The organism is Cupriavidus sp. 05N38, assembly GCF_056397345.1.
In genome coordinates, this window is the sequence record NZ_JBFTNF010000014.1 from 89,386 (window position 1) to 111,608 (window position 22,223).

Sequence of the window (22,223 nt, forward strand, 5' to 3'; positions counted from 1 at the left end):
ACCCGCACTCAGCCGCCGCCCAGCAGGTCGTGCGCGTCGAGGAGCGCGTAGGCGATCTCCGGCCTGGCTTCGAGGCAGCGGCGTATGGCCGCAGGGATGGCCTGGCGGGTCTTGCGGCACAAACCGGGCTGGTCTTCCACCCGGATGTTGATCCCGCGCATGGTGCGCACTTCGTGGATGCTCGGGGTGATCGTGACGACGAGGCCCAGTTGCGCCTGCATGCGCTGTTCCATTTTCCGCAGGTCGGCAAGGCTGGAGAGGCTTTCCAGGCGCGCAACCAGCTTTTTCTCCTCCTCCTGCGTGAGCATCAGGATCCGGATGTCGGCATGCGGGTCGCCCAGCAGGGCCTCGCGATTGCAGATGCAGGCGCCGGGCGGGCATTCCTTGCGGATGGGAAAGGGGGCGTTCATGTCGTCGGGGCTGCCGGCGCCTCAGCCGGGGAGGGTGCAAGCAGAATATCTTAAGGCAGGATGCCTGAGCCAGGTTCACCCGGGATGCGTTCTCGCCGGGCCGGCACGGCCGGCCGCCAGCGGGAAGCGGGGAAACGGTTTATGCTCGCGTTCGCGCGCCCGCCCCCTGGGCGGATGCGCCAGCCAACTTCCAGCCAAGGACACCCCCATGTCACTTTCGATGTATGAAGTCTCGATCCCGGTGTTCATCCGGGCCTTCGGCAGCCTGTCCGCCATCCTGGACAAGGGCGCGGCGTTCGCGCAGGCGCAGGGCATGGATCCGTCCGACCTGATCCAGACCCGCCTGGTGGCGGACATGGATCCGCTGCCGGCCCAGGTGCAACGCGCCAGCGACGCCGCCAAGGGCTGCGCGGCTCGGCTGGCGGGGATCGAGATGCCGTCGTTCACTGACAACGAGGCCACCTTCCCGGAACTGCAGGAGCGCATCGCCAAGACCGTGGCGTTCCTGAAGACCATCGAGCCGGCCCAGCTCGAAGGCAGCGAGACGCGCACCATCGAGCTCAAGCTGCGCCCGGAGCCGGTCACCTTCGACGGCAAGTCCTACCTGCTGGGCTTTGTGCTGCCGAACTTCTATTTCCATGTGACGACCGCATACGACATCTTGCGCCACAAGGGCGTGCCGGTCGGCAAGCGGGACTATCTCGGCCTGAAATAAGGCAAGTGCAACGAAGCCGCCGCGGCATTTCTGTCGCGGCGGCCTCGCCAGGATCGCGGCGGGCGCCGGATTGTCAGGCGCGCCCGGCCGCCAGCCTGGCGCCGGCCGGGGTTGGCTGCTCGAGCCGGTCCAGGCGCCCGCTCCAGGCCGTCAGGCCCAGCGCCACCAGCACCACCAGCGCGCCGATCCACGGCGTATGCATCAGCCCCAGGTGGGTCACGATCAGGCCGCCGGCCCAGGCCGCGCCGGCAATGCCCAGGTTGAACGCGGCGATATTCAGCCCCGACGCCACGTCCACGGCGCCCGGCGTGAAGCGCTCGGCCTGCTTGACCACATAGACCTGCAGGCCCGGCACATTGCCAAAGGCAACCGCGCCCCAGGCCAGCACCGTGGCCACTACCAGCCAGCGATGCGCGGCGGTGAAGGTCAGTACGAACAACACCAGCGCCAGCAGCAGGAACACGATCTTGAGCGCGGCGATGGGGCCGCGGCGGTCTGCCAGGCGGCCGCCCCAGATATTGCCTGCCGCCACCGAGACTCCGTACACCAGCATCACCAGCCCGACCGCGCCGGCGCTGAAGCCCGACACATCCTGCAGGATCGGCGCGAGGAAGGTGAAGGGGATGAAGGAGCCGCCGTAGCCGATCGCGGTCTTGGCGTAGACCAGCAGCAGGCGTGGCTCGGCCAGCACCCTGGCCTGTTGCAGCAGGGAGGCCGGTGCGCCGCTGCGGATGCCGGCCGGCACGAACATCAGGCTGCCGACGAAGGCGACCAGGCCGAGCGCGGCCACCGCGAGGAAGGTCTCGCGCCAGCCGAAGTGCTGGCCGATGAAGGTGCCGAGCGGTACGCCGGTGACCAGGGCCACGGTAAGGCCGGTGAACATGATGGCGATCGCGCTCGCGGCCTTCTCCTTCGGCACCAGGCTGGTGGCGATGGTCGAGCCGATCGAGAAGAACACGCCGTGGGCCAGGCCGGTCAGCACGCGCGCCAGGATCAGCGATTCATAGCCGGGTGCTTTCCAGGCCAGCAGGTTGCCCAGCGTGAACAGCGCCATCAGCGACACCAGCAGCGCCTTGCGCGGCAGGCGGCCGGTGAGGGCGGTCAGCACCGGCGCGCCGACGGCGACGCCCAGCGCATAGAGGCTGACCAGCAGGCCGGCGGAGGGCAGGGTGATATGGAGATCGGCGGCGATGGTGGGAATCAGGCCGACGATGACGAATTCGGTGGTACCGATGGCGAACGCGCTGATGGTCAGCGCGAGCAGGGCGATGGGCATGGTTGGCTCCGGACATCCGGGAAATTCGGGATGGAGGGAGTGTGCCCGTGCATTTCTTGCCGATTAAGAGGGTGATCTGGATAAGATATTTGATTAGTATTCAACAATGAAGATCACACTCGAAGAACTGCAGGCCTTCGCCACCGTGGTGGACAGCGGCTCCATCACGGCCGCGGCCGAGCAACTGGGGCAGACCGTTTCCGGCATCAGCCGGGCGCTCGGCCGGCTGGAGGACAAGGTCGGCACCACCTTGCTGCACCGGACCACGCGGCGGCTGGCGCTGAGCGAGGAGGGCGAGGCGCTGCTGGCCCATGCGCGCAACATCCTGGCCTCGGTGGATCTGGCCGAGGAGCAGATGGCGGTACGCCGCCAGCGCCCGGCGGGCCGGCTGCGGGTGAACGCGGCGTCGCCTTTCATGCTGCACGTGATCGTGCCGCTGGTAGGAGAGTTCCGCCGCGAGTACCCGGAAATCGAGCTGGAACTGAACACCAACGACCTGATCATCGACCTGCTGGAGCACCGCACCGACGTGGCCATCCGCATCGGCGCGCTGCGCGACTCCACCCTGCATGCCCGCCCCCTGGCCACCAGCCGCGTGCGGGTGCTGGCCAGCCCGGCCTATCTCAAGGCGCGCGGCCGACCGGCATCGGTGGCGGACCTTGCCGCGCATAGCCTGATCGGCTTCAACCAGCCGGAGTCGCTCAACCGCTGGCCGCTGCACGGCGCCATGGGCGAAGAGGTGCAGGTCACGCCGCATCTGGCCGCATCGAGCGGCGAAACCCTGCGCCAGCTTGCGCTGGCCGGGGAGGGCCTGGTGTGCCTGTCGGATTTCATGACCGAAGCGGACCGCCGCCGCGGCGACCTGGTCCAGGTGCTGATGAAGGAGACCATCGAAGAACGGCAGTCGATCAACGCGGTCTATTACCTCAACACGCAGCTATCGGCGCGTATCGCGTGCTTCCTGGACTTCGTCGGCACGCGGCTGCGGGCGGCGGAGTGGGCCAAGGTATAGGCGCGAACGATGCGGCGGCTGGAGCGACTTCGCGACCTGTGCGAAAATAGCGAGTTAGCCGCAGTACCCTGGCCACTGGCCATCGATCATGGGTGGCCGCCTGTTTGCCCGCTTCCCGGCCGCCCCGCGCGCGCGATTGCCTTTGCGGCATCGCCGCCCGCCGGCCGGAATCCGTCCGCCCGGCCGCCGACCGTCTTGCCGCCACCGTGCTTGTCGCATTTTTTTGCAGTATGGATGCCGCATGAATGCCGCATGAATGCCGCATGCCGGCGGCCCATGGCTGGCGCATGATGACTGCATACCCACAAAAACCCATTACCGCTTCACCACCAGCATGACTTACGCCGTCAAGGAAATCTTCTACACACTGCAGGGCGAGGGCGCCAACGCCGGCCGCGCCGCGGTGTTCTGCCGCTTCTCCGGATGCAATCTATGGAGCGGGCGCGAAGAGGACCGGGCGAGCGCGGTCTGCCAGTTCTGCGATACCGATTTCGTCGGCACCGACGGCACCGAAGGCGGCAAGTACCGCACTGCCGAGGCGCTCGCCGACAAGGTCGCGGCGCAGTGGCCGCAGGACGTGGACGCCGGCGGCGCCGGCCGGCCGCTGGTGGTTTGCACTGGCGGCGAGCCATTGCTGCAGCTCGATGCGCCGCTGATCGCAGCGCTGCACGCGCGCGGCTTCGAGATCGCCATCGAAACCAACGGCACCCTGCCGGTGCCGGAGGGGGTCGACTGGGTTTGCGTCAGCCCCAAGATGGGCGCGGAGCTGGTGGTCACGCGCGGCGATGAGCTCAAGGTAGTCATCCCGCAGGATGGCCAGGATTTCGCCGCATACGAGCGGCTTGATTTCCGCCATTTCCTGGTGCAGGCCATGGACGGCCCGCTGGCGCGGCAGAATACGGCGCTCGCGGTCGAGTTCTGCCAGCGCCGCCCGCGCTGGCGCCTCTCGCTGCAGACACACAAGTTGCTAGGTATCCGGTAGTCCCGGCCTTTCGCTCCCGATTCGCCCCGATTCGTTCCGATTCGCCCCGATCACCGTACCCGCACACACCGGCACCCATGAACAAGCAAGTCTCCATTACCCGCCGTCTGGAATTCGACTCCGGCCACCGCATCCCCAACCATGGCGGCCAGTGCCGCAACATCCACGGCCATCGCTATCGCCTGGACCTCACGCTCTCGGGCGAGGTGCTGCGCCGCGCGGGCGCGTCGGACGAGGGCATGATCCTGGATTTCAGCGACATCAAGGCGCTGGCCAACGAGCATCTGGTCGACAAGTGGGACCATGCCTTCCTGATTCATCGCGGCGACACCGCGCTGCTGAATTTCCTGCAGTCCATGGAAGGGCACAAGACGGTCGTGCTGGACGCCATTCCCACCGTGGAAAACCTGGCGCAGATCGCCTTCGACATTCTCTCGCCGGTATTCAAGGATTGCTTCGGCCACCAGTTGCAGCTGACGCGCCTGGTGCTGTTCGAGACGCCGAACTGCTGGGCCGAGGTCAGCGCTTCCCTCAGCCTGCCCGCGCAGGACTGAGGCGTCAGCCAGCCCATGCCAGCCGAGATGAACGCCCCGATCCTGCCGCCCCTGGCAGGCGAAGCAGGCCTCGATCCCGCCGCCGAGCGCGACCGCCGCTATATGCGGGCGGCGCTGGAGGAAGCGCGCCTGGCCGAGGCTGCCGGCGAAGTGCCGGTGGGCGCGGTGGTGGTGTGGAACGATGCCGTCATCGCGCGCGGCCACAACCTGCCGATCCGCTCGGTGGATCCCTCCGCGCATGCCGAAATGCAGGCATTGCGTGCCGCCGCGCAGGTGATCGGCAACTATCGCATGCCGGAGTGCGAGCTGTACGTGACGCTGGAACCATGCGTGATGTGCAGCGGCGCCATCCTCCATGCGCGCATCCGCCACGTGGTGTTCGGCGCCTCGGACCCCAAGACAGGCGCCGCGGGCAGCGTGCTCAACCTGTTCGAGCAGGCGCAGCTCAATCACCAGACCTCCATCGCCGGCGGCGTGCTGGCCGACGAATGCGGGGGCATGCTGAAGGCCTTCTTCGGTGCCAGGCGGCGCGCGCAGAAGGCTGCGCAGAAGGCCGCGCAGCAAGCCGAGCAACAAGCCGAGCAGCAAGGCGTGCCGGCGGCGCAGGCCGCGGGCACTGGCTGCGCCCGCTGCGCGACGGCGGATAATGCCGGCGGCGCCAGCCAGCCTGATTCCAGCCCGGACTCCAGCCCCGTGTTAAGCCCCGTTCCCGGCCCCGCTCCAAGCCCCGATCCCGACGCATGAGCCAGCTCCCCGATCCGATGCCGAACCTCGCCACGCCGCCGACCGAAGTCCGCCTGATTGCGTCCTCGGGCTATCCCCACGACGTCGCCATCGCCGCGCGTGCTGTTGCCTGGCTCAGGCAGCATGGCTTGCACGTCGGCAATCCGGACGTGCTGGCACGCCGCTACCTGCGCTTCGGCGGCACCGACGACGAGCGCCTGGCCGACCTGCATGCCATCGGCACCGGCACGCCGCACGAACTGACGCTGGCCGTGCGCGGCGGCTATGGCATCGCGCGCTTGCTGGAGCGCGTGGACTTTGCCCGCATCGCGGAGCAGGCGCGCGGCGCGTGCACGCCCATCGTGGGTCACAGTGACTTCACGGCTTTCCAGCTGGCCTACCTGGCGGCGTGCGGCGGCGTGACGTTCGCGGGGCCGATGCTGCTGGCCGATTTCGGCGCCGAGCCGGTCGACGCCTTCATGTGGCAGCATTTCCTCGGCGTGATGCATGACCCGGCCTACACCATCGATGTGCAGGCGCCCCAGGCCGGCGGCCAGCCATTCAGCGGCACCGTGTCCGGCACGCTGTGGGGCGGCAACCTGGCCATGCTGTGCAGCCTGCTGGGCACGCGCTTCATGCCGGCCGTCGACGGCGGCATCCTGTTCCTGGAAGACGTCAACGAGCCGCCATACCGCGTCGAGCGCATGCTGCTGCAACTCGACCAGGCCGGCGTGCTGGGGGCGCAGCGCGCCATCGTGCTGGGCGATTTTTCCAACTACCGCGTGACCGACTACGACAATGGCTACGACCTGCCAGCGGTGGTGCGCTACCTGCAGGAGCGCCTGTCCGTGCCGGTGCTGACCGGCCTGCCATTCGGGCACTGTGAGCGCAAGCTGACGCTGCCGGTAGGCGGCCAGGCGCAGTTGAGCGCACGCGAGGATGGTTTTTCGCTGTCCCTCTCGGGCTATCCGGTGTTGAAAGCGGGGGCTTGCGCCCCTATCTGAAGGCTGGCGCTTCTTTAGCGCGCTCGCGGATGGTAAAATTACGGGTTATTTCCCGGTTTCCTGTCCGGGCTCCAGTGCTTGCCGGCCATCGGCCCGCAAGCCGGGGCCGCATGCCGATGCCATGCCGCTGCACTTGTGGCGCCATCGCCGCACGGGCACTGCCGCCGGCATCGCCGCGCGCCATGCGCGCGCCAGTTTCGCGCCCCATCATTCATACAAGGTTCCAGACGTGCTTTCTACCGCAAACATCACCATGCAGTTCGGCCCCAAGCCGTTGTTCGAGAATATCTCGGTCAAGTTCGGCGAGGGCAACCGCTACGGCTTGATCGGCGCGAACGGCTGCGGCAAGTCCACCTTCATGAAGATCCTCGGTGGCGACCTGGAGCCGTCGGGCGGCAACGTCATGCTGGAGCCGGGCGTGCGCCTGGGCAAGCTGCGCCAGGACCAGTTCGCCTATGAAGACATGCGCGTGCTGGACGTGGTCATGATGGGCCATACCGAGATGTGGGCCGCCGCCGCCGAGCGCGACGCCATCTACGCCAACCCGGAAGCCACCGACGAAGACTACATGAAGGCCGCCGAGCTGGAGGCCAAGTACGCCGAGTACGACGGCTACACCGCCGAGGCGCGTGCGGGCGAGCTGTTGCTGGGCGTGGGCATTCCCACCGACCAGCACCAGGGCACCATGAGCAACGTCGCGCCCGGCTGGAAGCTGCGGGTGCTGCTGGCGCAGGCGCTGTTCTCGAACCCGGACGTGCTGCTGCTCGATGAGCCGACCAACAACCTGGACATCAACACCATCCGCTGGCTGGAGGAAGTGCTCAACGAGCGCAACTCCACCATGATCATCATTTCCCACGATCGCCACTTCCTGAACTCCGTGTGCACGCACATGGCCGACATGGACTACGGCACGCTCAAGGTCTATCCGGGCAACTACGACGACTACATGGAAGCCTCCATGCAGGCGCGTGAGCGCCAGATGGCGGCAAATGCGCGCGCCAAGGAGCGCATCGGCGAACTGCAGGACTTCGTGCGCCGCTTCTCGGCCAACAAGTCCAAGGCACGCCAGGCCACCTCGCGCCTCAAGCAGATCGACAAGATCAAGGTCGAGGACATCAAGCCCTCGTCGCGCCAGAACCCCTTCATCCGCTTCGAGTTCGAGAAGAAGCTGCACAACCTGGCGGTGGAAGCGGACGGCATCACCAAGACCTACGACCGCAAGATCATCAACAACCTGTCGATGGCCATCCAGGCCGGCGAGCGCGTGGCCATCATCGGCGAGAACGGCGCCGGCAAGACCACGCTCCTGCGCAGCCTGCTGAACAATGCCGTGCAGAACGGCGTGCAGCGCGGCGTGGAAGTGGATCGCGGCACGATCAAGTGGGCCGAGAACGCCAACGTCGGCTACATGCCGCAGGATACCTACGAGGAATTCCCGGCCGACCGCGACCTGATGGACTGGATGAGCCAGTGGACCCAGGCCGGCGACGACGACCAGTCGCTGCGCGGCACCATGGGCCGCCTGCTGTTCTCGGCCGACGACATCAAGAAATCGGTCAAGGTGCTGTCCGGCGGCGAGAAGGGCCGCATGATCTGGGGCAAGCTGATGCTGGGCCGGCACAATGTGATGGCGCTCGACGAGCCGACCAACCACATGGACATGGAATCGATCGAATCGCTGCAGATCGCGCTCGACAAGTACACCGGCACCCTGATCTTCGTCTCGCACGACCGCGTGTTCGTCAGCGGCCTGGCCACGCGCGTGATCGAAGTGCGAACCGACGGCACGCTGACCGACTACCTGGGTACGTATGACGAGTACCTGGAGTCGCAAGGCATCGACGGCTAAGCGCGTCGCGCCGGCTCCGCCAGCCAGGCGGCAAGCGCAGGAAGAAATGGGCCGCCAAGTTCAGTGCGGCCCTTTTCCATTCTGTTGCGAAGTGCGCACTGCTGCCGCGCCGCGTGCCTGTGCTCAGGCGTGCGCCTGCGCCTGTCCCTCGTCGCGCGTCATCTTGTCGAGCTGGTCGATGATGGCGGCCGCGGTGATCTCGCCCTTGGCCTTGCGCAGGGCCGCGTACAGCGTGTCGCGCAGCGCCATCAGCTCAGCCGGGCTGGCGGCCTTCTCGACCTTGACCTGCAGCATGTAGCCGCGCAGGCCGAGATGATGTCCGATGACATCCGTATAGAAGTGATAAAGCGCCTGGTAGCTGCCGGTGCCCTTGCTGTCGCCCGCATCGCCGCCATCGCCCGCACCGCGGCTGGCGTAGATGGAAAAGACGCTGTCGGCATGGCCGGCGGGGCCGCTTGCGCCGGTTGTCGCCGGCTCGGGCAGGTCCTGGGCGTCCCGGGCAGGTGCGTCCGGCGGCGCGGCGTCCCCGGTGCCGATCAGGCCGGCTTCGAGCAAGGCTTCGAGGGCCTCGGGGCCCACGCCCATGCCGCCGGTCTGGGCCAGCAGATCGCTGCGCCGGCGTTCGCCGTTGACGATCAGCAGCAGGGCGCGCGTCTTGTGGTCGAGTCTGCGCGCGCGCGTGCGGATCTCGTCCTGGCCCTGCTCGGTCTTGTGGAACACCGGGTCGGTCATGTCTCTTTGCTCTCCCTTGTTGTGCGCCGGCAGCGGCATGCGGCGCGCTGTGCCGGGGTTCGGCTCGTCGTCGGCCGATTATCGCCACGTTGTGCGGGGCGGCTGGCGCACCGCAAAAAACCGAGGCGCCAAACCGCTCTACAATGTGGAGCACCATAAAAGTAACAAAATTTGCACCCGCCTATTCACCCAACTGAAAACTGTGGCCATGCAACAACGAGACAAACTTTTTATCAACGGTAAGTGGGTCGCGCCTCATGGCACCGGCCATATCGACGTCATCCATTCCACCACCGAAGCCGTCATGGGCCGCATCCCCGAAGGGCATGCGCGCGATGCCGAGGATGCCATCCAGGCTGCCCGCGCCGCCTTCGACGCCTGGTCGGCCACGCCGCCCAGCGTGCGCGCGGGATATATCCGCAAGGTTGCGGAGGGCCTCAAGGAACGCAGCGAGGAACTGGCGCAACTGATCGCGGGTGAAGTCGGCATGCCGATCAAGCTGGCCCGCGCGATCCAGGTCGGCGGCCCGGTCTACAACTGGGCGCAGGCTGCCAAGCTGGTGGAGAGCTTCGCCTTCGAGGAGGAGGTCGGCAATTCGCTGGTGGTGCGTGAGCCGGTCGGCGTGGTGGCGGCCATCACGCCGTGGAACTATCCGCTCAATCAGATCACGCTCAAGGTGGCGCCGGCACTGGCGGCCGGCTGCACCGTCGTGCTCAAGCCGTCCGAAGTGGCGCCGCTCAACGCCTTCGTGCTGGCCGAGGTGATCGAAGCCGCCGGCCTGCCGCCGGGCGTGTTCAACCTGGTCACCGGCTTCGGCCCCGTCGTGGGCGAAGTGCTGGCCAGCCACGCCGAGGTGGACATGGTGTCGTTTACCGGCTCCACGCGTGCCGGCAAGCGCGTCTCCGAGCTGGGCGCGCAGAGCGTCAAGCGCGTGGCGCTGGAGCTGGGCGGCAAGTCCGCCTCGGTGATCCTCGACGACGCGGACATGGCGGCCGCGGTGAAGGGCACCATCAACGCCTGCTTCCTCAATTCCGGGCAGACCTGCTCGGCCCACACCCGCATGCTGGTGCCGCGCGGCCGCTACGACGAAGTCAAGGCGATCGCCAAGCAGGTGGCCGATGCCTTCACCGTGGGCGACCCGCTGCAGGAAACCAGCCGCCTGGGCCCGCTGATTTCCGCTACGCAGAAAGAGCGCGTGAACAGCTATATCCAGCGCGGCCTCAACGAAGGCGCCGAACTGGTGGCGGGCGGGCCTGAAGCGCCCGCGGGGCTGGACAAGGGCTTCTTCGTCAAGCCGACCGTGCTCGGCAAYGTCGACCCCMRGGCYACCGTKGCCCAGGAAGAGATCTTCGGCCCGGTGCTGTCGATCATCTGCTACGACACGGAGGAAGACGCCGTGCGCATCGCCAACGACAGCATCTACGGGCTGGGCGGCGGGGTGTGGTCGGGCGACGAAGCGCGCGCCATCCGCGTGGCTCGCCGCATCCGCACGGGCCAGGTCGACATCAACGGCGGCCCGTTCAACATGCAGGCGCCGTTCGGCGGCTACAAGCAGTCCGGCAACGGGCGCGAAGCCGGCAAGTACGGGCTGGAGGAATTCCTCGAGTACAAGTCGCTGCAGTTGAGGAAGCCGGCGGCCTGAAGCGCCCGGCCTTGATCGGCGCGGGGCAGGGCGCGCAATCCGGCGTCACTGCCCGCAGCAGGGAAGCATGCCCGGCAGGTCCGGGCATTTTTCATGGGCGCGGGTGCTTGCCCTGGCGGTGCCTGCTTCGGCGATAATGCCGGGGTTCCGACCGCTGGCCGGCCCGCTTCGCCATGCGAGCAAAGGCCGGCGCGGCGCAAGGCGACAAGAGACAAGAGACAGCAGCACTGGGACAAAAACATAAATAACCGCGGGCGCTGCGTGCCGTCACGCGGAGGAGAGGGATCGATGCGCTGGTTCAAACGGCTGGCCTGGCTGGTATTGGCGCTGGCGGCGCTGCTGCTGGCCGGCGCGCTCGGCGGCTACGTGTGGTACCGGCAGGCGTCGCAACCACAGACCGCGGGCACGCTGAGCCTGCCGGGGCTGCGCGAGCGCGTCTCCATCGTCAGGGACCGTCACGATGTACCCCACATCAAGGCAGCCAACGTAGAGGACGCCTACTACGCGCTCGGCTTCGTGCACGCGCAGGACCGCTTGTGGCAACTGCAGATGAACAAGCGCATCGTGTCGGGGCGCCTGGCCGAGATCATCGGGCCGCAAGCACTCGATGCCGACCGCTTCCTGCGCACGCTCGGCGTGCGACGCAATGCCGAGGCCATCCTGGCCAGCTCCACGCCCGCGACGCGCGCCGCGCTGCAAGCCTATGCCGACGGGGTCAACGCCTATATCGACACGCGCAAGGGCCCGCTGCCGCCGGAGTTCGTGCTGCTGCGCACGAAGCCCGAACACTGGGAGCCGGCCGATACGCTGGCCTGGCAGACCATGATGGCGTGGGACCTGGGCGGCAACTGGACGCAGGAGACGCTGCGCATGCGGCTGGCGCAGGTGTTGCCGGTCGCGCGCATCAATGAACTGCTGGCGCCGTATCCGGGCGATCGGGCGCCGCGCACCATGGACTACGGCAACCTCTACCGGCACCTGGCGCCGCTGGCCACCGCCATGGCGCGCGTCGAACAGCAGGCCCCGCCCGGCTACGTGGAGGGCATGGGCTCGAACAACTGGGTGGTATCGGGCGCCCATACGCGCTCGGGCAAGCCGCTGCTGGCCAACGATCCGCACCTGGGCCTGCAGGCGCCGGCGCTGTGGTACTTCGCGCAACTGCAGGCGCCGGGGCTGGATGTCAGCGGTGCYACGCTGCCTGGCACGCCGCTGGTGGTGCTGGGGCATAACCAGCGCATTGCCTGGGGCTTCACCAATACCGCGCCCGATGTGCAGGACCTGTATATCGAACGAATCCAGCCCGGCAGCACCCGGCGCTACCAGACGCCGGACGGCTGGGCCGATTTCACGGTGCGCAGCGAGACCATCCGCGTCAAGGGCGCGCCCGACGTGACCCTGAGCGTGCGCGAGACGCGCCACGGGCCGGTGATTTCCGACGTGGCCGAACCCGTCTCCGCCGCCGCGGCGCCGCTCGGCGCGCAGTTCGTGGTGGCCTTCCAGTGGACCGCGCTGCGCGCCGACGACCGCACCTTCCAGGCCGGGCTCGCGCTGAACCGGGCCACCGGCTGGGACAGCTTCCTGGCGGCACTGCGCGATTTCCATTCGCCGCAGCAGAACATCGTCTACGCGGACGTGGACGGCAATATCGGCTTCATCGCGCCGGGCCGTGTGCCGCTGCGCCGTGCCGACAACGACCTGAAGGGGCTGGCGCCGGCGCCGGGCTGGGATGCGCGCTACGACTGGAATGGCTTCATTCCCTTCGATCAGTTGCCGCGCCGCTTCAATCCGCCCGAAGGCGTCATCGCCACGGCCAACCACAAGATCGTGGAGGACGATTACCCGTACTTCCTGACCAGCGAATGGACCGTGCCCTATCGTTACCAGCGCATCCGCACCCTGCTGGACGCGACCGAACGGCACACCATGGACAGCTTTGGCGCGATCCAGAAAGACACGCTCTCGCTGGCGGTGCGCGATGCCTTGCCGCTGCTGCTGGCGGCGCCCTTCGCCGGCGGCCCGGCGCTGCCCGCGCGCGAGCGCGCGCTGCTCGAGTCGTTGCGCCAGTGGGACGGCGACATGCAGCCCGGGCTGGCGCAGCCGCTGGTGGCGACGGCCTGGCTGCGCGAGCTGTCGCGGGTGCTGTTCGAGGACAAGGTGGGCGACGCCGTGTTCAATCGCCTGTGGGAGCAGCGCAACGTGCAGCAGCCCATGCTCAACGTGCTGCGCAACCCCCGCGGGCTCGGCGCATTCTGGTGCGACGACAGCACCACGCCGGCCCACGAAGACTGCGATGACGCCATCGCCAAGGCATGGCGCCGCGCCATTGCCGATCTGGACCAGCGCTACGGAGACAAGCCCGAGCGCTGGCAATGGGGCATGGCGCACGCTGCGCGCTCCGAGCACAAGCCCTTCGGCAAGCATCCCTACCTGGCGGGCCTGTTCAACGTGAAGGTGCCGAGCGGCGGCGACACCTACACGGTCAATGTGGGGCGCCACAACCTGCGCGACGAAGCGGCGCCGTTCGAGAGCGTGCATGCGGCCAGCCTGCGTGCCATCTACGATCTCTCCGACCTGGCCGAATCGCGGTTCATGGATTCCACCGGGCAGTCGGGCAACGTGATGTCCACCCACTACCGCGACTGGACCGACAAATGGGCCTCGGTGCAATACATCACCATGGCCCCCGGGCGGCGCGCGCCGGGCAACGAAGTCTTCGATACGCTGGTGCTCAAGCCGGAGGGCGGCGCGCGCTGAGCGGGGCGGCTGGCCGCGGCGCGCGGCATGTCATGGCGCGAGCCGTTGCCGGCTTGCGCCGCAAGCCATTAAGATCGGTGCTTTGCATCGTCCAGACGGGACCGCCATGACCCAAGCCAGGTTCACCACCCATGTCATACAGCACGTCGCATTCGAAGACGCCGGCGTGCTGGGCGACGCCCTGCGCGAGCGCGGGCACGCCCTGCAAGTGCTGCGCGCGGGTATCGACGACCTGAGCGTGGTCGCCGCGCAGCCTGCCGACCTGCTGGTTGTGCTCGGCGGCCCGATCGGCGTATACGAGAACGAGGCCTATCCGTGGCTGGATGCCGAAATCGACATCATCCGCGCGCGGCTCGAAGGCGGGCGGCCGGTGATCGGGGTCTGCCTGGGCGCGCAGCTGATCGCGCGTGCGTGCGGCGCGCGGGTCTACCCGGGCACGCGGGAAATCGGCTGGGCGCCGATCCAGCCTACCGCGGCCGGGCGTGACTCGGCGCTGGCGGAACTGGAGAGCGCCGGCTGGAACGTGCTGCACTGGCACGGCGATACCTTCGACCTGCCCGCCGGCGCGCAACTGCTGGCCTCCACGGCCGCGGTGCCGCACCAGGCCTACGCCATCGGCCGCCAGGTCCTGGCGCTGCAGTTCCATCCCGAGGCCCGTCCGGCGGAGCTGGAAGGCTGGCTGATCGGGCATACCGTCGAGCTCGGCAAGGCGGGTATCGATCCGCGCGAGATCCGTGCGCGTACGGCGGAGATCGGCGCGGATGTGGCTGCGGCGGGGCGCCGCATGTTCGGGCGCTGGCTGGGAGAGGCCGGCTTGTGAGCGGGTTTGCCGCAACGCCGGCGCTGGTCACCCGCATCGACGAGGTCCTGCTCGGCGCCGTGCGGCCCTTCGGGCCCAAGGGCGTGCCCAGCGGCATCGACAAGCGGCCGGCGGCGGGCGTGGTGCGCGTCACCAGGCTCGGCCTTGCCGGCGACGGGCAGGGCGACCCCCGGCATCACGGCGGCCCCGAAAAAGCGCTCCACCACTATGCCTTCGACCACTACGCGGCCTGGCGGCGGGAGCTTGCGCCGCTGTCCGCTGCCGCCGCCGGGTTGCTGTCGCTGCCCGGGGCGTTCGGCGAGAACCTGAGCAGCGCCGGCCTTACCGAGAAAGAGGTCTGTATCGGCGACCGCTACCGCCTCGGCACGGCGCTGGTCGAAGTGTCGCAGGCGCGCCAGCCCTGCTGGAAGCTGAACCACCGTTTCGGCCACGCTGGCATGGCGCGGGCGGTCCAGCAAAGCTTGCGCACCGGCTGGTATTACCGGGTGCTGGAAGAGGGTGACGCGGGGGGCGGGGACTGCCTTGCGCTGGTCGAGCGGCCATGCCCCGGCTGGAGCCTGCATCGCTTGCTGCATGTGCTGTACGTGGATCGGCTCGATACGGTGGCGCTGGCCGATATGGCGGTACTGCCATCACTTGCCGAAAGCTGGCGCAAGCTGGCTCGCCAGCGGCTGGAACGGCGCGAAGTCGAGGATATGGAGCGGCGGCTGGCGGGCGGCTGAGCCCGGGGGCAGGAGGAGGAAAGCTCAGTTGCGGCAGAAGCGGCGCGCGGTGCCCTCGCGCGTGATGCGCTCCCAGACGGCCTGCTTTTCCGTGTCGTCCAGGAAGACCCAGTTGCTGACTTCCATCGCGGTGCGGCCGCAGCCCTGGCAGATTTCGTCGAACAGGGTCGAGCAGATGCCGATGCAGGGGCTGTCGGGGCGGTCGGACAGATTGTCGTCGCGGCGGGTGTCGGGAGAGCCGGCGGGAGAGCCGGCGGGCGATGCTGGCTGGCGGGTGTCTTGCGGGTTTGACGGCATGCGGCGGTGAGGCGGGGCGGATGGCCGCACATTATAAACGGCGGCGGGCATGATCCCCGGTCGCGCGGCGTGCGGCGACGCAATGCCGGCGGCCGGATGCCGGCGATGACGGATCCTGATTACCTGCCACGTAATTGAGCGCTGCCTCCGGCAGGCTTACGCTGCACCTGCTGCACGATCTTCCAACCAGGAGCCTGCCATGTCTATCCTCGTCACCGCGCTGTCCAGCGCTGCCGGCACCGCCGCCGCGCCTGTCGACCCGCGCATCCGCCAGTTCGTGGAGCAAGTCCTGATGGGCTCTCCCGTGGCCCGCTCGCTGGGCATCGCCCTGGATGTGCTGGCGGTGGACCATGTCGAGCTGGTGCTGCCGTTCAGCCCGGCCAATATCACGGTCGGCGAGATTGTCCACGGCGGCGTCATCGCCACGCTGATCGATGTGACGGGTGCGGCGGCGGCTGTGTCCGGCTGCGATGGCGAGCACTTGCGCGGTGGCGCGACCGGTTCGCTGAATATCCAGTATCTCGAAGCGGCAAGGGCGGCCAACCTGCGCGCTGTGGCCAGCGTGATCCGCCGCGGGCGCAGGCAGGTGGTTACCGAGGTGTCGCTCTACGCGGAAGGTGCAAACGAGGGCGAGCTCGTGGCCAAGGCCCTGATGAGCACCACGCTGTTCTAAGGCTGCTGGCCTGCCTGCCGTCGCGCATCCCGGACGGCGGCATCGAGCTGGCACGCCAGTTCCTCGCTCGCGCGCAGGAGCGGTTCGCGGCTGCGCGCGGCCCGGGCGAGAATCAGCGCCCCGGACCACGAGCAGACCATCAGGCTTGCCAGCCCGGCTGCGCGCGCGGGCGGGATGCCGTGTGTCGCGAATGCCGCCGCCAGCACGCTTTCCCACGAAGCAAACGCGGCCCTGCCGGCCTGGGCGACGGCTTCGGCCCCGGGCGCAAGCTCCAGCAGGATGGTCGAGATGGGGCAGCCGTCGCGGTATTCCGACTCCGCCATCCAGCCCGCCAGGGCCGTGCCGTAGGCCCTTGCGATCGCCGCTGGCGAATCGTGCCCGGCGCATAGCCGCGCAAGCGTCGCGCGCACCAGTTCGCCGGCGTAGGCGATGACTTCCTCGGCGATCTGCTCCTTGCCGCGCGGGAAGTAGTGATACAGCGATCCCTTGGGCGCGCCGCTCAGTGCAACGATGTCATTGGTGCCGCTGGCCGCGTAGCCGTTTTGGCGGAACAGGACGGCTGCGGCGCGGACGATCTTGTCGCGGTGCTTGGCGTGGGCTGGCATTGGCGGGTGTCCTGATGCGGGTGTCCTGATGCATCGGAGGGGTTGCGATACGGCTGGAATTATATAGACTGGTCTATATTAAAGCCAGGCCGAAGGCACCTGCTGACCGATCGATTCAAGGAGGGAAGGGTAATGACGACAGACATGGAAGCCCCGGCCACGGCCGCGTATTCACTGGCGACACTCAAGGACGTCAATCGCACCGCCGCGCTAAATCGCTGGCTGGGCTTCGAGGTGGTGCGCGCCGAAAAAGGGGAGGCGGAGCTGCGCATGCCGTGGCACGAAGAGGCCACGCAATACGCAGGCTTGCTCCATGCCGGCGTGCTCGGCGCGCTGGTCGACACGGCATGCGGTTTCGCTGCCACCACCGTGGCGGGGCCGGTACTGGCTTCGCACTATTCGGTGAATTGCATGGCGCCGGCGCTGGGGCAGGCCTTCGTGGCGCGCGCCAGCGTCGTCAAGGCGGGCAGGCGGCAGATATTCGCGCGGGCCGATGTGTTCGCCGAGCGCGACGGCGTGCTGCGGCTGGTCGCGTCGGGCGAGACCATCCTGGTGCCCGTGGGCAGCGTCGACGGGAAATAGTCTTTCATCCGCGCCGTTGGCGGATTGATCGCGCTGTTAACGCAATTAACGGCCAAGTGTTTTGCCTGCCCACGTTGGTGCCATCTCCGTTGCTGCCGGTGGGTGCAGGCCCGCTACCTCCGGCAACGTGCGTGCTTGCAGGGCAGCCCCTCGAATGGAGGGAAAACGGCTGGAAAACGGCTGGAAAGCCGCGTTGCGAGCTTCCAGCCATAGGGGCGCGGCTAACCGGGCGCGCGCCATCCACGTCCGGCTGCTTGCGCAGCTCCGAGACGCGCTTGCCAAGCTTGAGCAGCCGTTCGTTATTGAAGCTCTCCGAGCCGATCTGGAAGACCTGCTCGCCCTTGACGTTGGCGATCTTCGAGATCTCGGGCGCCGAGGCGATGATCTTGTCCACCGGCACCACCGCCGACTGGTAGGCGGCGGTATTGGTGGCGGCGGCGCCCGCGCCGGCAATGGTGCCGCCGGTGCCGATGATGACGATATTGGCCTTGCGGGCTTCGCTCGGCGCGCTGGCCCGCGCGGGTCATGGGCCGGGCCGCGGACTGCAGCACGATCGGGCCGGAGTCAGGGCTCCGGCCGTGGCACTACTCAGAACGCGTCGCCCGGCACCCGTACCCAGCCTTCCATCAGCACGCGCGCGCTGCGGCTCATGATGGCCTTGGTCACGGCCCATTCGCCGTCGACCTGGCTGGCTTGCGCGCCCACCCGCAAGGTGCCCGAAGGATGGCCGAAGCGCACCGCATTGCGTTCGCCGCCGCCGGCAGCCAGGTTCACCAGCGTGCCCGGGATCGCCGCGGCGGTGCCGATGGCCACGGCGGCCGTGCCCATCATGGCGTGATGGAGCTTGCCCATGGACAAGGCACGCACCAGCAGGTCGACGTCGCCGGCGGCAACGCGCTTGCCGCTGGAGGCAACGTAGTCGGCCGGCTTGGCGACAAAGGCCACCTTCGGCGTGTGCTGCCGCTTGGCGGCCTCGTCGATATTCTTGATCAGGCCCATGCGCATCGCGCCGTAGGCGCGGATGGTTTCGAACATGGTCAGGGCCTTGGCGTCGCCGTTGATGGCTTCCTGCAGCTCGGTGCCGGTGTAGCCGATGGCTTCGGCGTTGACGAAGATGGTCGGGATGCCGGCATTGATCATGGTCGCCTTGAGCGTGCCGACGCCCGGCACCTCGAGGTCGTCTACCAGGTTGCCGGTGGGGAACATGGCACCGCCCGCGCCTTCTTCCTCGGCGGCCGGATCCATGAACTCGAGCTGGACTTCGGCGGCGGCGAAGGTCACGCCGTCGAGTTCGAAGTCGCCGGTTTCCTGCACGGCGCCATCGGTGATGGGCACATGGCCGATGATGGTCTTGCCGATGTTGGCCTGCCAGATGCGCACGGTGGCCACGCCGTTGTGCGGGATGCGGCTCGGGTCGACCAGGCCGGCGCTGATGGCGAACGGCCCGACGGCGGCGGACAGGTTGCCGCAGTTGCCGCTCCAGTCGATAAAGGGCTGGTCGATCGAGACCTGGCCGAACAGATAGTCGACGTCGTGGCCGGGCCGGCTGCTCTTCGAGATGATGACGGTCTTGCTGGTGCTGGACGTTGCCGCGCCCATGCCGTCGATCTGCTTGCCGTAGGGGTCGGGGCTGCCGATCACGCGCATCAGCAGCTTGTCGCGCGCTTCGCCGGGCACCTGCGCGGCCGCGGGCAGGTCCTGCAGGCGGAAGAACACGCCCTTGCTGGTGCCGCCACGGATGTAGGTGGCGGGAATCTTGATCTGGGGTACGTGGGCCATGGAAATAGTGTCCTGGTGAAACCGGGCGGCACGCCGCCGTGCCGCCCGGAACGCAAGCCGCCTTATGTCAGGCCGCGGCTTTCGTCGATTCGAGGAAGTCCTGCGCGAAGCGCTGCAGCACGCCGCCCGCCTCGTAGATCGACACTTCTTCCGCGGTGTCGAGGCGGCACGTCACGGGGACTTCCACGCGCTCGCCGTTCTTGCGGTGGATGACGAGGGTGAGGTCCGCGCGCGGCTCGCGCTCGCCGATCACGTCGTAGGCCTCGGTGCCATCGATGCCAAGCGTCAGGCGGTTCACGCCCGGCTTGAACTCCAGCGGCAGCACGCCCATGCCGATCAGGTTGGTGCGGTGGATGCGCTCGAAGCCTTCGGCCACGATGACTTCCACGCCGGCGAGGCGCACGCCCTTGGCCGCCCAGTCGCGCGAGGAGCCCTGGCCATAGTCCGCCCCTGCGACGATGATCAGCGGCTGCTTGCGGTCCATATAGGTCTCGATGGCTTCCCACATGCGCACCACCTTGCCTTCCGGCTCGATGCGCGCCAGCGAACCCTTCTTGACCTTGCCGTCCACCACCGCCATCTCGTTGATCAGCGTGGGGTTGGCGAAGGTCGCGCGCTGCGCCGTGAGGTGATCGCCGCGGTGGGTCGCGTAGGAATTGAAGTCCTCCTCCGGCAGGCCCATCTTCGCCAGGTACTCGCCGGCGGCGCTGTCGAGCATGATGGCGTTCGACGGCGACAGGTGATCGGTCGTGATGTTGTCGCCCAGCACCGCCAGCGGACGCAGGCCCTGGAGCGTGCGCTCGCCTGCCAGCGCGCCTTCCCAGTAGGGCGGGCGGCGGATATAGGTGCTCTGCGGGCGCCAGTCGTACAGCGGGCTGATCTGCTCGCCGCTGTCGACCGCGAAGTTGAACATCGGCTCGTAGACCTTGCGGAAGTGCTCGGGCTTCACGCTCTTGGCCACGATCGCGTCGATTTCCTCGTCGCTCGGCCAGATGTCCTTGAGCCGGACCGGCTTGCCGTCCTTGTCGGTGCCCAGCACGTCTTGCTCGATGTCGAAGCGGATGGTGCCGGCGATGGCGTACGCGACCACCAGCGGCGGCGAGGCCAGGAAGGCCTGCTTGGCGTAGGGGTGGATGCGGCCGTCGAAATTGCGGTTGCCCGAGAGCACGGCGGTGGCGTACAGGTCGCGGTCGATGATCTCTTTCTGGATGGCCGGGTCGAGCGCGCCGGACATGCCGTTGCAGGTCGTGCAAGCGAAGGCCACGATGCCGAAGCCAAGCTGTTCCAGATCCGGCAGCAGGCCGGCTTCTTCCAGGTATAGCTGCACGGCCTTCGAACCCGGCGCCAGCGAACTCTTCACCCACGGCTTGCGGGTCAGGCCGCGCGCGTTGGCGTTGCGCGCCAGCAGGGCGGCGGCGATCACGTTGCGCGGGTTGCTGGTGTTGGTGCAACTGGTGATGGCGGCGATGATCACGGCGCCGTCCGGCATCTGGCCGGGCGTTTCCTCCCACTTGCCGGCGATGCCGCGCTCGGCCAGGTCGGAGGTCGGCAGCCGCTTGTGCGGGTTGGACGGGCCGGCCATGTTGCGCACCACGGTGGAGAGGTCGAACTTGAGCACGCGCTCGTATTCGGCGTTCTTCAGCGTGTCCGCCCACAGGCCGGCAGTCCTGGCATAGGTTTCGACGAGCTTGATCTGTTCGTCCTCGCGGCCGGTAAGGCGCAGGTACTCGATGGTCTGCTCGTCGATGAAGAACATCGCGGCGGTGGCGCCGTATTCCGGGGCCATGTTGGAGATCGTCGCGCGGTCGCCGAGCGTCAGGCTCGAAGCGCCTTCGCCGCGGAACTCCAGGTAGGCGCCGACCACTTTTTCCTTGCGCAGGAACTCGGTCATCGCCAGCACGATGTCGGTGGCGGTGATGCCGGGCTGGCGCTTGCCGCTCAGTTCCACGCCGACGATATCCGGCAGCCGCATCCACGAGGCGCGGCCGAGCATCACGTTCTCGGCCTCCAGGCCGCCCACGCCGATAGCGATCACGCCCAGCGCGTCGACGTGCGGCGTGTGGCTGTCGGTACCCACCAGCGTGTCGGGGTAGGCCACGCCGCCCACCGAATGGATCACCGGAGACATCCGCTCCAGGTTGATCTGGTGCATGATCCCGTTGCCCGGCGGGATCACCTCGACGTTCTTGAACGCCTTCTTGGTCCAGTTGATGAAGTCGAAGCGGTCTTCGTTGCGCCGGTCTTCGATGGCACGGTTCTTGGCGAACGCGTCGGGGTCGAAGCCGCCACATTCCACGGCCAGCGAATGGTCGACGATCAGTTGCACGGGCACGACCGGGTTGACCTTCGCCGGGTCGCCGCCCTGGGCGGTGATGGCGTCGCGCAGGCCGGCCAGGTCGACCAGCGCGGTCTGGCCGAGGATGTCATGGCAAACCACGCGCGCCGGGAACCAGGGGAAATCCAGGTCACGCTTGCGCTCGATCAGTTGCTTGAGCGATGCGGTCAGCGTGGCCGGGTCGCAGCGGCGCACCAGGTTCTCGGCCAGCACGCGCGACGTGTACGGCAATTTGTCATAGGCACCCGGCTGGATCGCCTCGACCGCGGCGCGCGTGTCGAAGTAGTCCAGCTTGGTGCCCGGCAGCGGCTTGCGGTTTGCAGTGTTCATTTCGTAGGGAAGAGAGAAAATCATGATCCGGGGCAGTGGCCGTGCGTTGCGGCAGGCTGCCCCCGCTCCCGCGGGCGCCGCATGGCGGCGGCCCAGGGAGCAAACCGGACGCGGACTGTTACTTGCGGTCCTTGAGTGCCACGAACTCCAGGTTCTCCGGTCCAGTGTAGTTCGCGCTCGGGCGGATGATCTTGTTGTCGATGCGCTGCTCGATGATGTGCGCGGCCCAGCCCGAGGTACGCGAGATCACGAACAGCGGGGTGAACATGGCGGTCGGCACGCCCATCATGTGGTAGCTCACCGCGCTGAACCAGTCCAGGTTGGCGAACATCTTCTTGCCATCCTGCATGGTGGCTTCAATGCGATCGGCAATGTCGAACATCTTCATCGAGCCGGCGTCGCTGGATAGCTTGCGCGCCACTTC

Annotated in this window: 21 protein-coding genes and 1 pseudogene; 13 read left to right on the top strand and 9 right to left on the bottom strand. The window is 67.8% G+C overall.

The window, feature by feature from the left end:
• Positions 1-8 precede the first annotated feature (8 nt).
• Complete coding sequence (locus tag AC1DK4_RS13410; RefSeq protein ID WP_441613549.1) at positions 9-410, bottom strand: hypothetical protein; 402 nt, start codon at positions 408-410, stop codon at positions 9-11.
• A 208-nt stretch (positions 411-618) separates the two neighbouring features.
• On the opposite strand from AC1DK4_RS13410, the gene AC1DK4_RS13415 reads away from it, so the two are divergent.
• Positions 619-1,125 (top strand): DUF1993 domain-containing protein, encoded by a 507-nt coding sequence (locus tag AC1DK4_RS13415; RefSeq protein WP_441613550.1) that lies wholly within the window; start codon positions 619-621, stop codon positions 1,123-1,125.
• 73 nt (positions 1,126-1,198) lie between these two features.
• Here AC1DK4_RS13415 and AC1DK4_RS13420 read toward each other — a convergent pair whose 3' ends face one another.
• Entirely contained in the window at positions 1,199-2,401 is a 1,203-nt protein-coding gene (locus AC1DK4_RS13420) for an MFS transporter (RefSeq protein WP_441613551.1), read from the bottom strand.
• Between the two features lie 106 nt (positions 2,402-2,507).
• On the opposite strand from AC1DK4_RS13420, the gene AC1DK4_RS13425 reads away from it, so the two are divergent.
• From AC1DK4_RS13425 to AC1DK4_RS13450, 6 genes are all read left to right on the top strand, one after another.
• Positions 2,508-3,413, top strand: a complete 906-nt coding sequence (locus tag AC1DK4_RS13425) for a LysR substrate-binding domain-containing protein (RefSeq protein ID WP_441613552.1) — start codon at positions 2,508-2,510, stop codon at positions 3,411-3,413.
• A 334-nt stretch (positions 3,414-3,747) separates the two neighbouring features.
• Complete coding sequence (gene queE, locus AC1DK4_RS13430) at positions 3,748-4,395, top strand: 7-carboxy-7-deazaguanine synthase (protein WP_441613553.1); 648 nt, start codon at positions 3,748-3,750, stop codon at positions 4,393-4,395.
• A 77-nt stretch (positions 4,396-4,472) separates the two neighbouring features.
• A complete protein-coding gene (gene queD, locus AC1DK4_RS13435) occupies positions 4,473-4,949 on the top strand; it encodes a 6-carboxytetrahydropterin synthase QueD (protein WP_441613554.1) in 477 nt (158 codons plus the stop codon).
• Positions 4,950-4,976: 27 nt separating this feature from the next.
• Positions 4,977-5,693, top strand: a complete 717-nt coding sequence (tadA, locus tag AC1DK4_RS13440; RefSeq protein WP_441613555.1) for a tRNA adenosine(34) deaminase TadA — start codon at positions 4,977-4,979, stop codon at positions 5,691-5,693.
• Positions 5,690-6,676, top strand: coding sequence for a muramoyltetrapeptide carboxypeptidase (ldcA, locus tag AC1DK4_RS13445; RefSeq protein ID WP_441613556.1), 987 nt, complete (start codon positions 5,690-5,692; stop codon positions 6,674-6,676). The genes tadA and ldcA overlap by 4 nt, the downstream gene beginning before the upstream one ends.
• A 229-nt stretch (positions 6,677-6,905) precedes the next feature.
• The gene (locus AC1DK4_RS13450; protein ID WP_441613557.1) at positions 6,906-8,528 is read left to right on the top strand and encodes an ABC-F family ATPase; all 1,623 of its coding nucleotides are present in this window, start codon (positions 6,906-6,908) and stop codon (positions 8,526-8,528) included.
• 123 nt (positions 8,529-8,651) lie between these two features.
• Here the strand turns inward: AC1DK4_RS13450 and AC1DK4_RS13455 are convergent, their stop codons facing one another.
• The gene (locus AC1DK4_RS13455; RefSeq protein ID WP_441613558.1) at positions 8,652-9,260 is read right to left on the bottom strand and encodes a hypothetical protein; all 609 of its coding nucleotides are present in this window, start codon (positions 9,258-9,260) and stop codon (positions 8,652-8,654) included.
• A gap of 208 nt (positions 9,261-9,468) precedes the next feature.
• Here AC1DK4_RS13455 and AC1DK4_RS13460 point away from each other — a divergent pair, with 208 nt between their 5' ends.
• The 4 genes from AC1DK4_RS13460 to AC1DK4_RS13475 all read left to right on the top strand — a co-directional run bounded on the left by AC1DK4_RS13460 (position 9,469) and on the right by AC1DK4_RS13475 (position 15,198).
• Positions 9,469-10,902 (top strand): aldehyde dehydrogenase family protein, encoded by a 1,434-nt coding sequence (locus AC1DK4_RS13460; protein ID WP_477131583.1) that lies wholly within the window; start codon positions 9,469-9,471, stop codon positions 10,900-10,902.
• 288 nt (positions 10,903-11,190) lie between these two features.
• Positions 11,191-13,656: a penicillin acylase family protein gene (locus tag AC1DK4_RS13465; RefSeq protein WP_441613560.1), complete on the top strand. Its 2,466-nt coding sequence runs from the start codon at positions 11,191-11,193 to the stop codon at positions 13,654-13,656.
• A 106-nt stretch (positions 13,657-13,762) separates the two neighbouring features.
• A complete protein-coding gene (locus AC1DK4_RS13470) occupies positions 13,763-14,476 on the top strand; it encodes a glutamine amidotransferase (RefSeq protein WP_441613561.1) in 714 nt (237 codons plus the stop codon).
• Entirely contained in the window at positions 14,473-15,198 is a 726-nt protein-coding gene (locus tag AC1DK4_RS13475; RefSeq protein ID WP_441613562.1) for an MOSC domain-containing protein, read from the top strand. Before AC1DK4_RS13470 ends, AC1DK4_RS13475 begins: the two co-directional genes overlap by 4 nt.
• Positions 15,199-15,222: 24 nt before the next feature.
• Here the strand turns inward: AC1DK4_RS13475 and AC1DK4_RS13480 are convergent, their stop codons facing one another.
• Positions 15,223-15,408 carry a DUF1289 domain-containing protein gene (locus tag AC1DK4_RS13480; RefSeq protein WP_441613579.1) on the bottom strand — a complete coding sequence of 62 codons (186 nt, stop codon included), beginning with the start codon at positions 15,406-15,408 and terminating at the stop codon, positions 15,223-15,225.
• Between the two features lie 286 nt (positions 15,409-15,694).
• On the opposite strand from AC1DK4_RS13480, the gene AC1DK4_RS13485 reads away from it, so the two are divergent.
• The gene (locus AC1DK4_RS13485; RefSeq protein WP_441613563.1) at positions 15,695-16,168 is read left to right on the top strand and encodes a PaaI family thioesterase; all 474 of its coding nucleotides are present in this window, start codon (positions 15,695-15,697) and stop codon (positions 16,166-16,168) included.
• Here AC1DK4_RS13485 and AC1DK4_RS13490 read toward each other — a convergent pair.
• Entirely contained in the window at positions 16,165-16,773 is a 609-nt protein-coding gene (locus AC1DK4_RS13490; RefSeq protein ID WP_441613564.1) for a TetR/AcrR family transcriptional regulator, read from the bottom strand. The two genes, AC1DK4_RS13485 and AC1DK4_RS13490, sit on opposite strands and share 4 nt — an antisense overlap.
• Positions 16,774-16,905: 132 nt before the next feature.
• Here AC1DK4_RS13490 and AC1DK4_RS13495 point away from each other — a divergent pair, with 132 nt between their 5' ends.
• Complete coding sequence (locus tag AC1DK4_RS13495; RefSeq protein WP_441613565.1) at positions 16,906-17,355, top strand: PaaI family thioesterase; 450 nt, start codon at positions 16,906-16,908, stop codon at positions 17,353-17,355.
• A gap of 235 nt (positions 17,356-17,590) precedes the next feature.
• Here the strand turns inward: AC1DK4_RS13495 and AC1DK4_RS13500 are convergent.
• The 4 genes and pseudogenes from AC1DK4_RS13500 to AC1DK4_RS13515 form a co-directional block, all read right to left on the bottom strand.
• Positions 17,591-17,875: pseudogene (locus AC1DK4_RS13500) on the bottom strand (asparaginase domain-containing protein); the annotation flags it as partial.
• Positions 17,876-17,943: 68 nt separating this feature from the next.
• Positions 17,944-19,134 (bottom strand): 2-methylaconitate cis-trans isomerase PrpF, encoded by a 1,191-nt coding sequence (gene prpF, locus AC1DK4_RS13505; protein ID WP_441613566.1) that lies wholly within the window; start codon positions 19,132-19,134, stop codon positions 17,944-17,946.
• Positions 19,135-19,201: 67 nt separating this feature from the next.
• Positions 19,202-21,799 (bottom strand): Fe/S-dependent 2-methylisocitrate dehydratase AcnD, encoded by a 2,598-nt coding sequence (gene acnD / locus AC1DK4_RS13510; RefSeq protein WP_441613567.1) that lies wholly within the window; start codon positions 21,797-21,799, stop codon positions 19,202-19,204.
• 118 nt (positions 21,800-21,917) lie between these two features.
• Positions 21,918-22,223 (bottom strand): citrate/2-methylcitrate synthase (locus tag AC1DK4_RS13515; protein ID WP_441649836.1); only part of this gene is annotated, 306 nt, incomplete at its 5' end.

What these genes read in the sequence shown, in the direction of transcription:
- AC1DK4_RS13415 (WP_441613550.1), top strand. Translation starts at nt 619, where the DNA reads ATGTCACTTTCGATGTATGAAGTCTCGATCCCGGTGTTCATCCGGGCC.
- AC1DK4_RS13410 (WP_441613549.1), bottom strand. Translation starts at nt 410, where the DNA reads ATGAACGCCCCCTTTCCCATCCGCAAGGAATGCCCGCCCGGCGCCTGC.
- acnD (WP_441613567.1), bottom strand. Translation starts at nt 21,799, where the DNA reads ATGAACACTGCAAACCGCAAGCCGCTGCCGGGCACCAAGCTGGACTAC.
- prpF (WP_441613566.1), bottom strand. Translation starts at nt 19,134, where the DNA reads ATGGCCCACGTACCCCAGATCAAGATTCCCGCCACCTACATCCGTGGC.
- AC1DK4_RS13455 (WP_441613558.1), bottom strand. Translation starts at nt 9,260, where the DNA reads ATGACCGACCCGGTGTTCCACAAGACCGAGCAGGGCCAGGACGAGATC.
- tadA (WP_441613555.1), top strand. Translation starts at nt 4,977, where the DNA reads ATGAACGCCCCGATCCTGCCGCCCCTGGCAGGCGAAGCAGGCCTCGAT.
- AC1DK4_RS13425 (WP_441613552.1), top strand. Translation starts at nt 2,508, where the DNA reads ATGAAGATCACACTCGAAGAACTGCAGGCCTTCGCCACCGTGGTGGAC.
- ldcA (WP_441613556.1), top strand. Translation starts at nt 5,690, where the DNA reads ATGAGCCAGCTCCCCGATCCGATGCCGAACCTCGCCACGCCGCCGACC.
- queE (WP_441613553.1), top strand. Translation starts at nt 3,748, where the DNA reads ATGACTTACGCCGTCAAGGAAATCTTCTACACACTGCAGGGCGAGGGC.
- AC1DK4_RS13420 (WP_441613551.1), bottom strand. Translation starts at nt 2,401, where the DNA reads ATGCCCATCGCCCTGCTCGCGCTGACCATCAGCGCGTTCGCCATCGGT.
- AC1DK4_RS13470 (WP_441613561.1), top strand. Translation starts at nt 13,763, where the DNA reads ATGACCCAAGCCAGGTTCACCACCCATGTCATACAGCACGTCGCATTC.
- AC1DK4_RS13490 (WP_441613564.1), bottom strand. Translation starts at nt 16,773, where the DNA reads ATGCCAGCCCACGCCAAGCACCGCGACAAGATCGTCCGCGCCGCAGCC.
- AC1DK4_RS13485 (WP_441613563.1), top strand. Translation starts at nt 15,695, where the DNA reads ATGTCTATCCTCGTCACCGCGCTGTCCAGCGCTGCCGGCACCGCCGCC.
- queD (WP_441613554.1), top strand. Translation starts at nt 4,473, where the DNA reads ATGAACAAGCAAGTCTCCATTACCCGCCGTCTGGAATTCGACTCCGGC.
- AC1DK4_RS13495 (WP_441613565.1), top strand. Translation starts at nt 16,906, where the DNA reads ATGACGACAGACATGGAAGCCCCGGCCACGGCCGCGTATTCACTGGCG.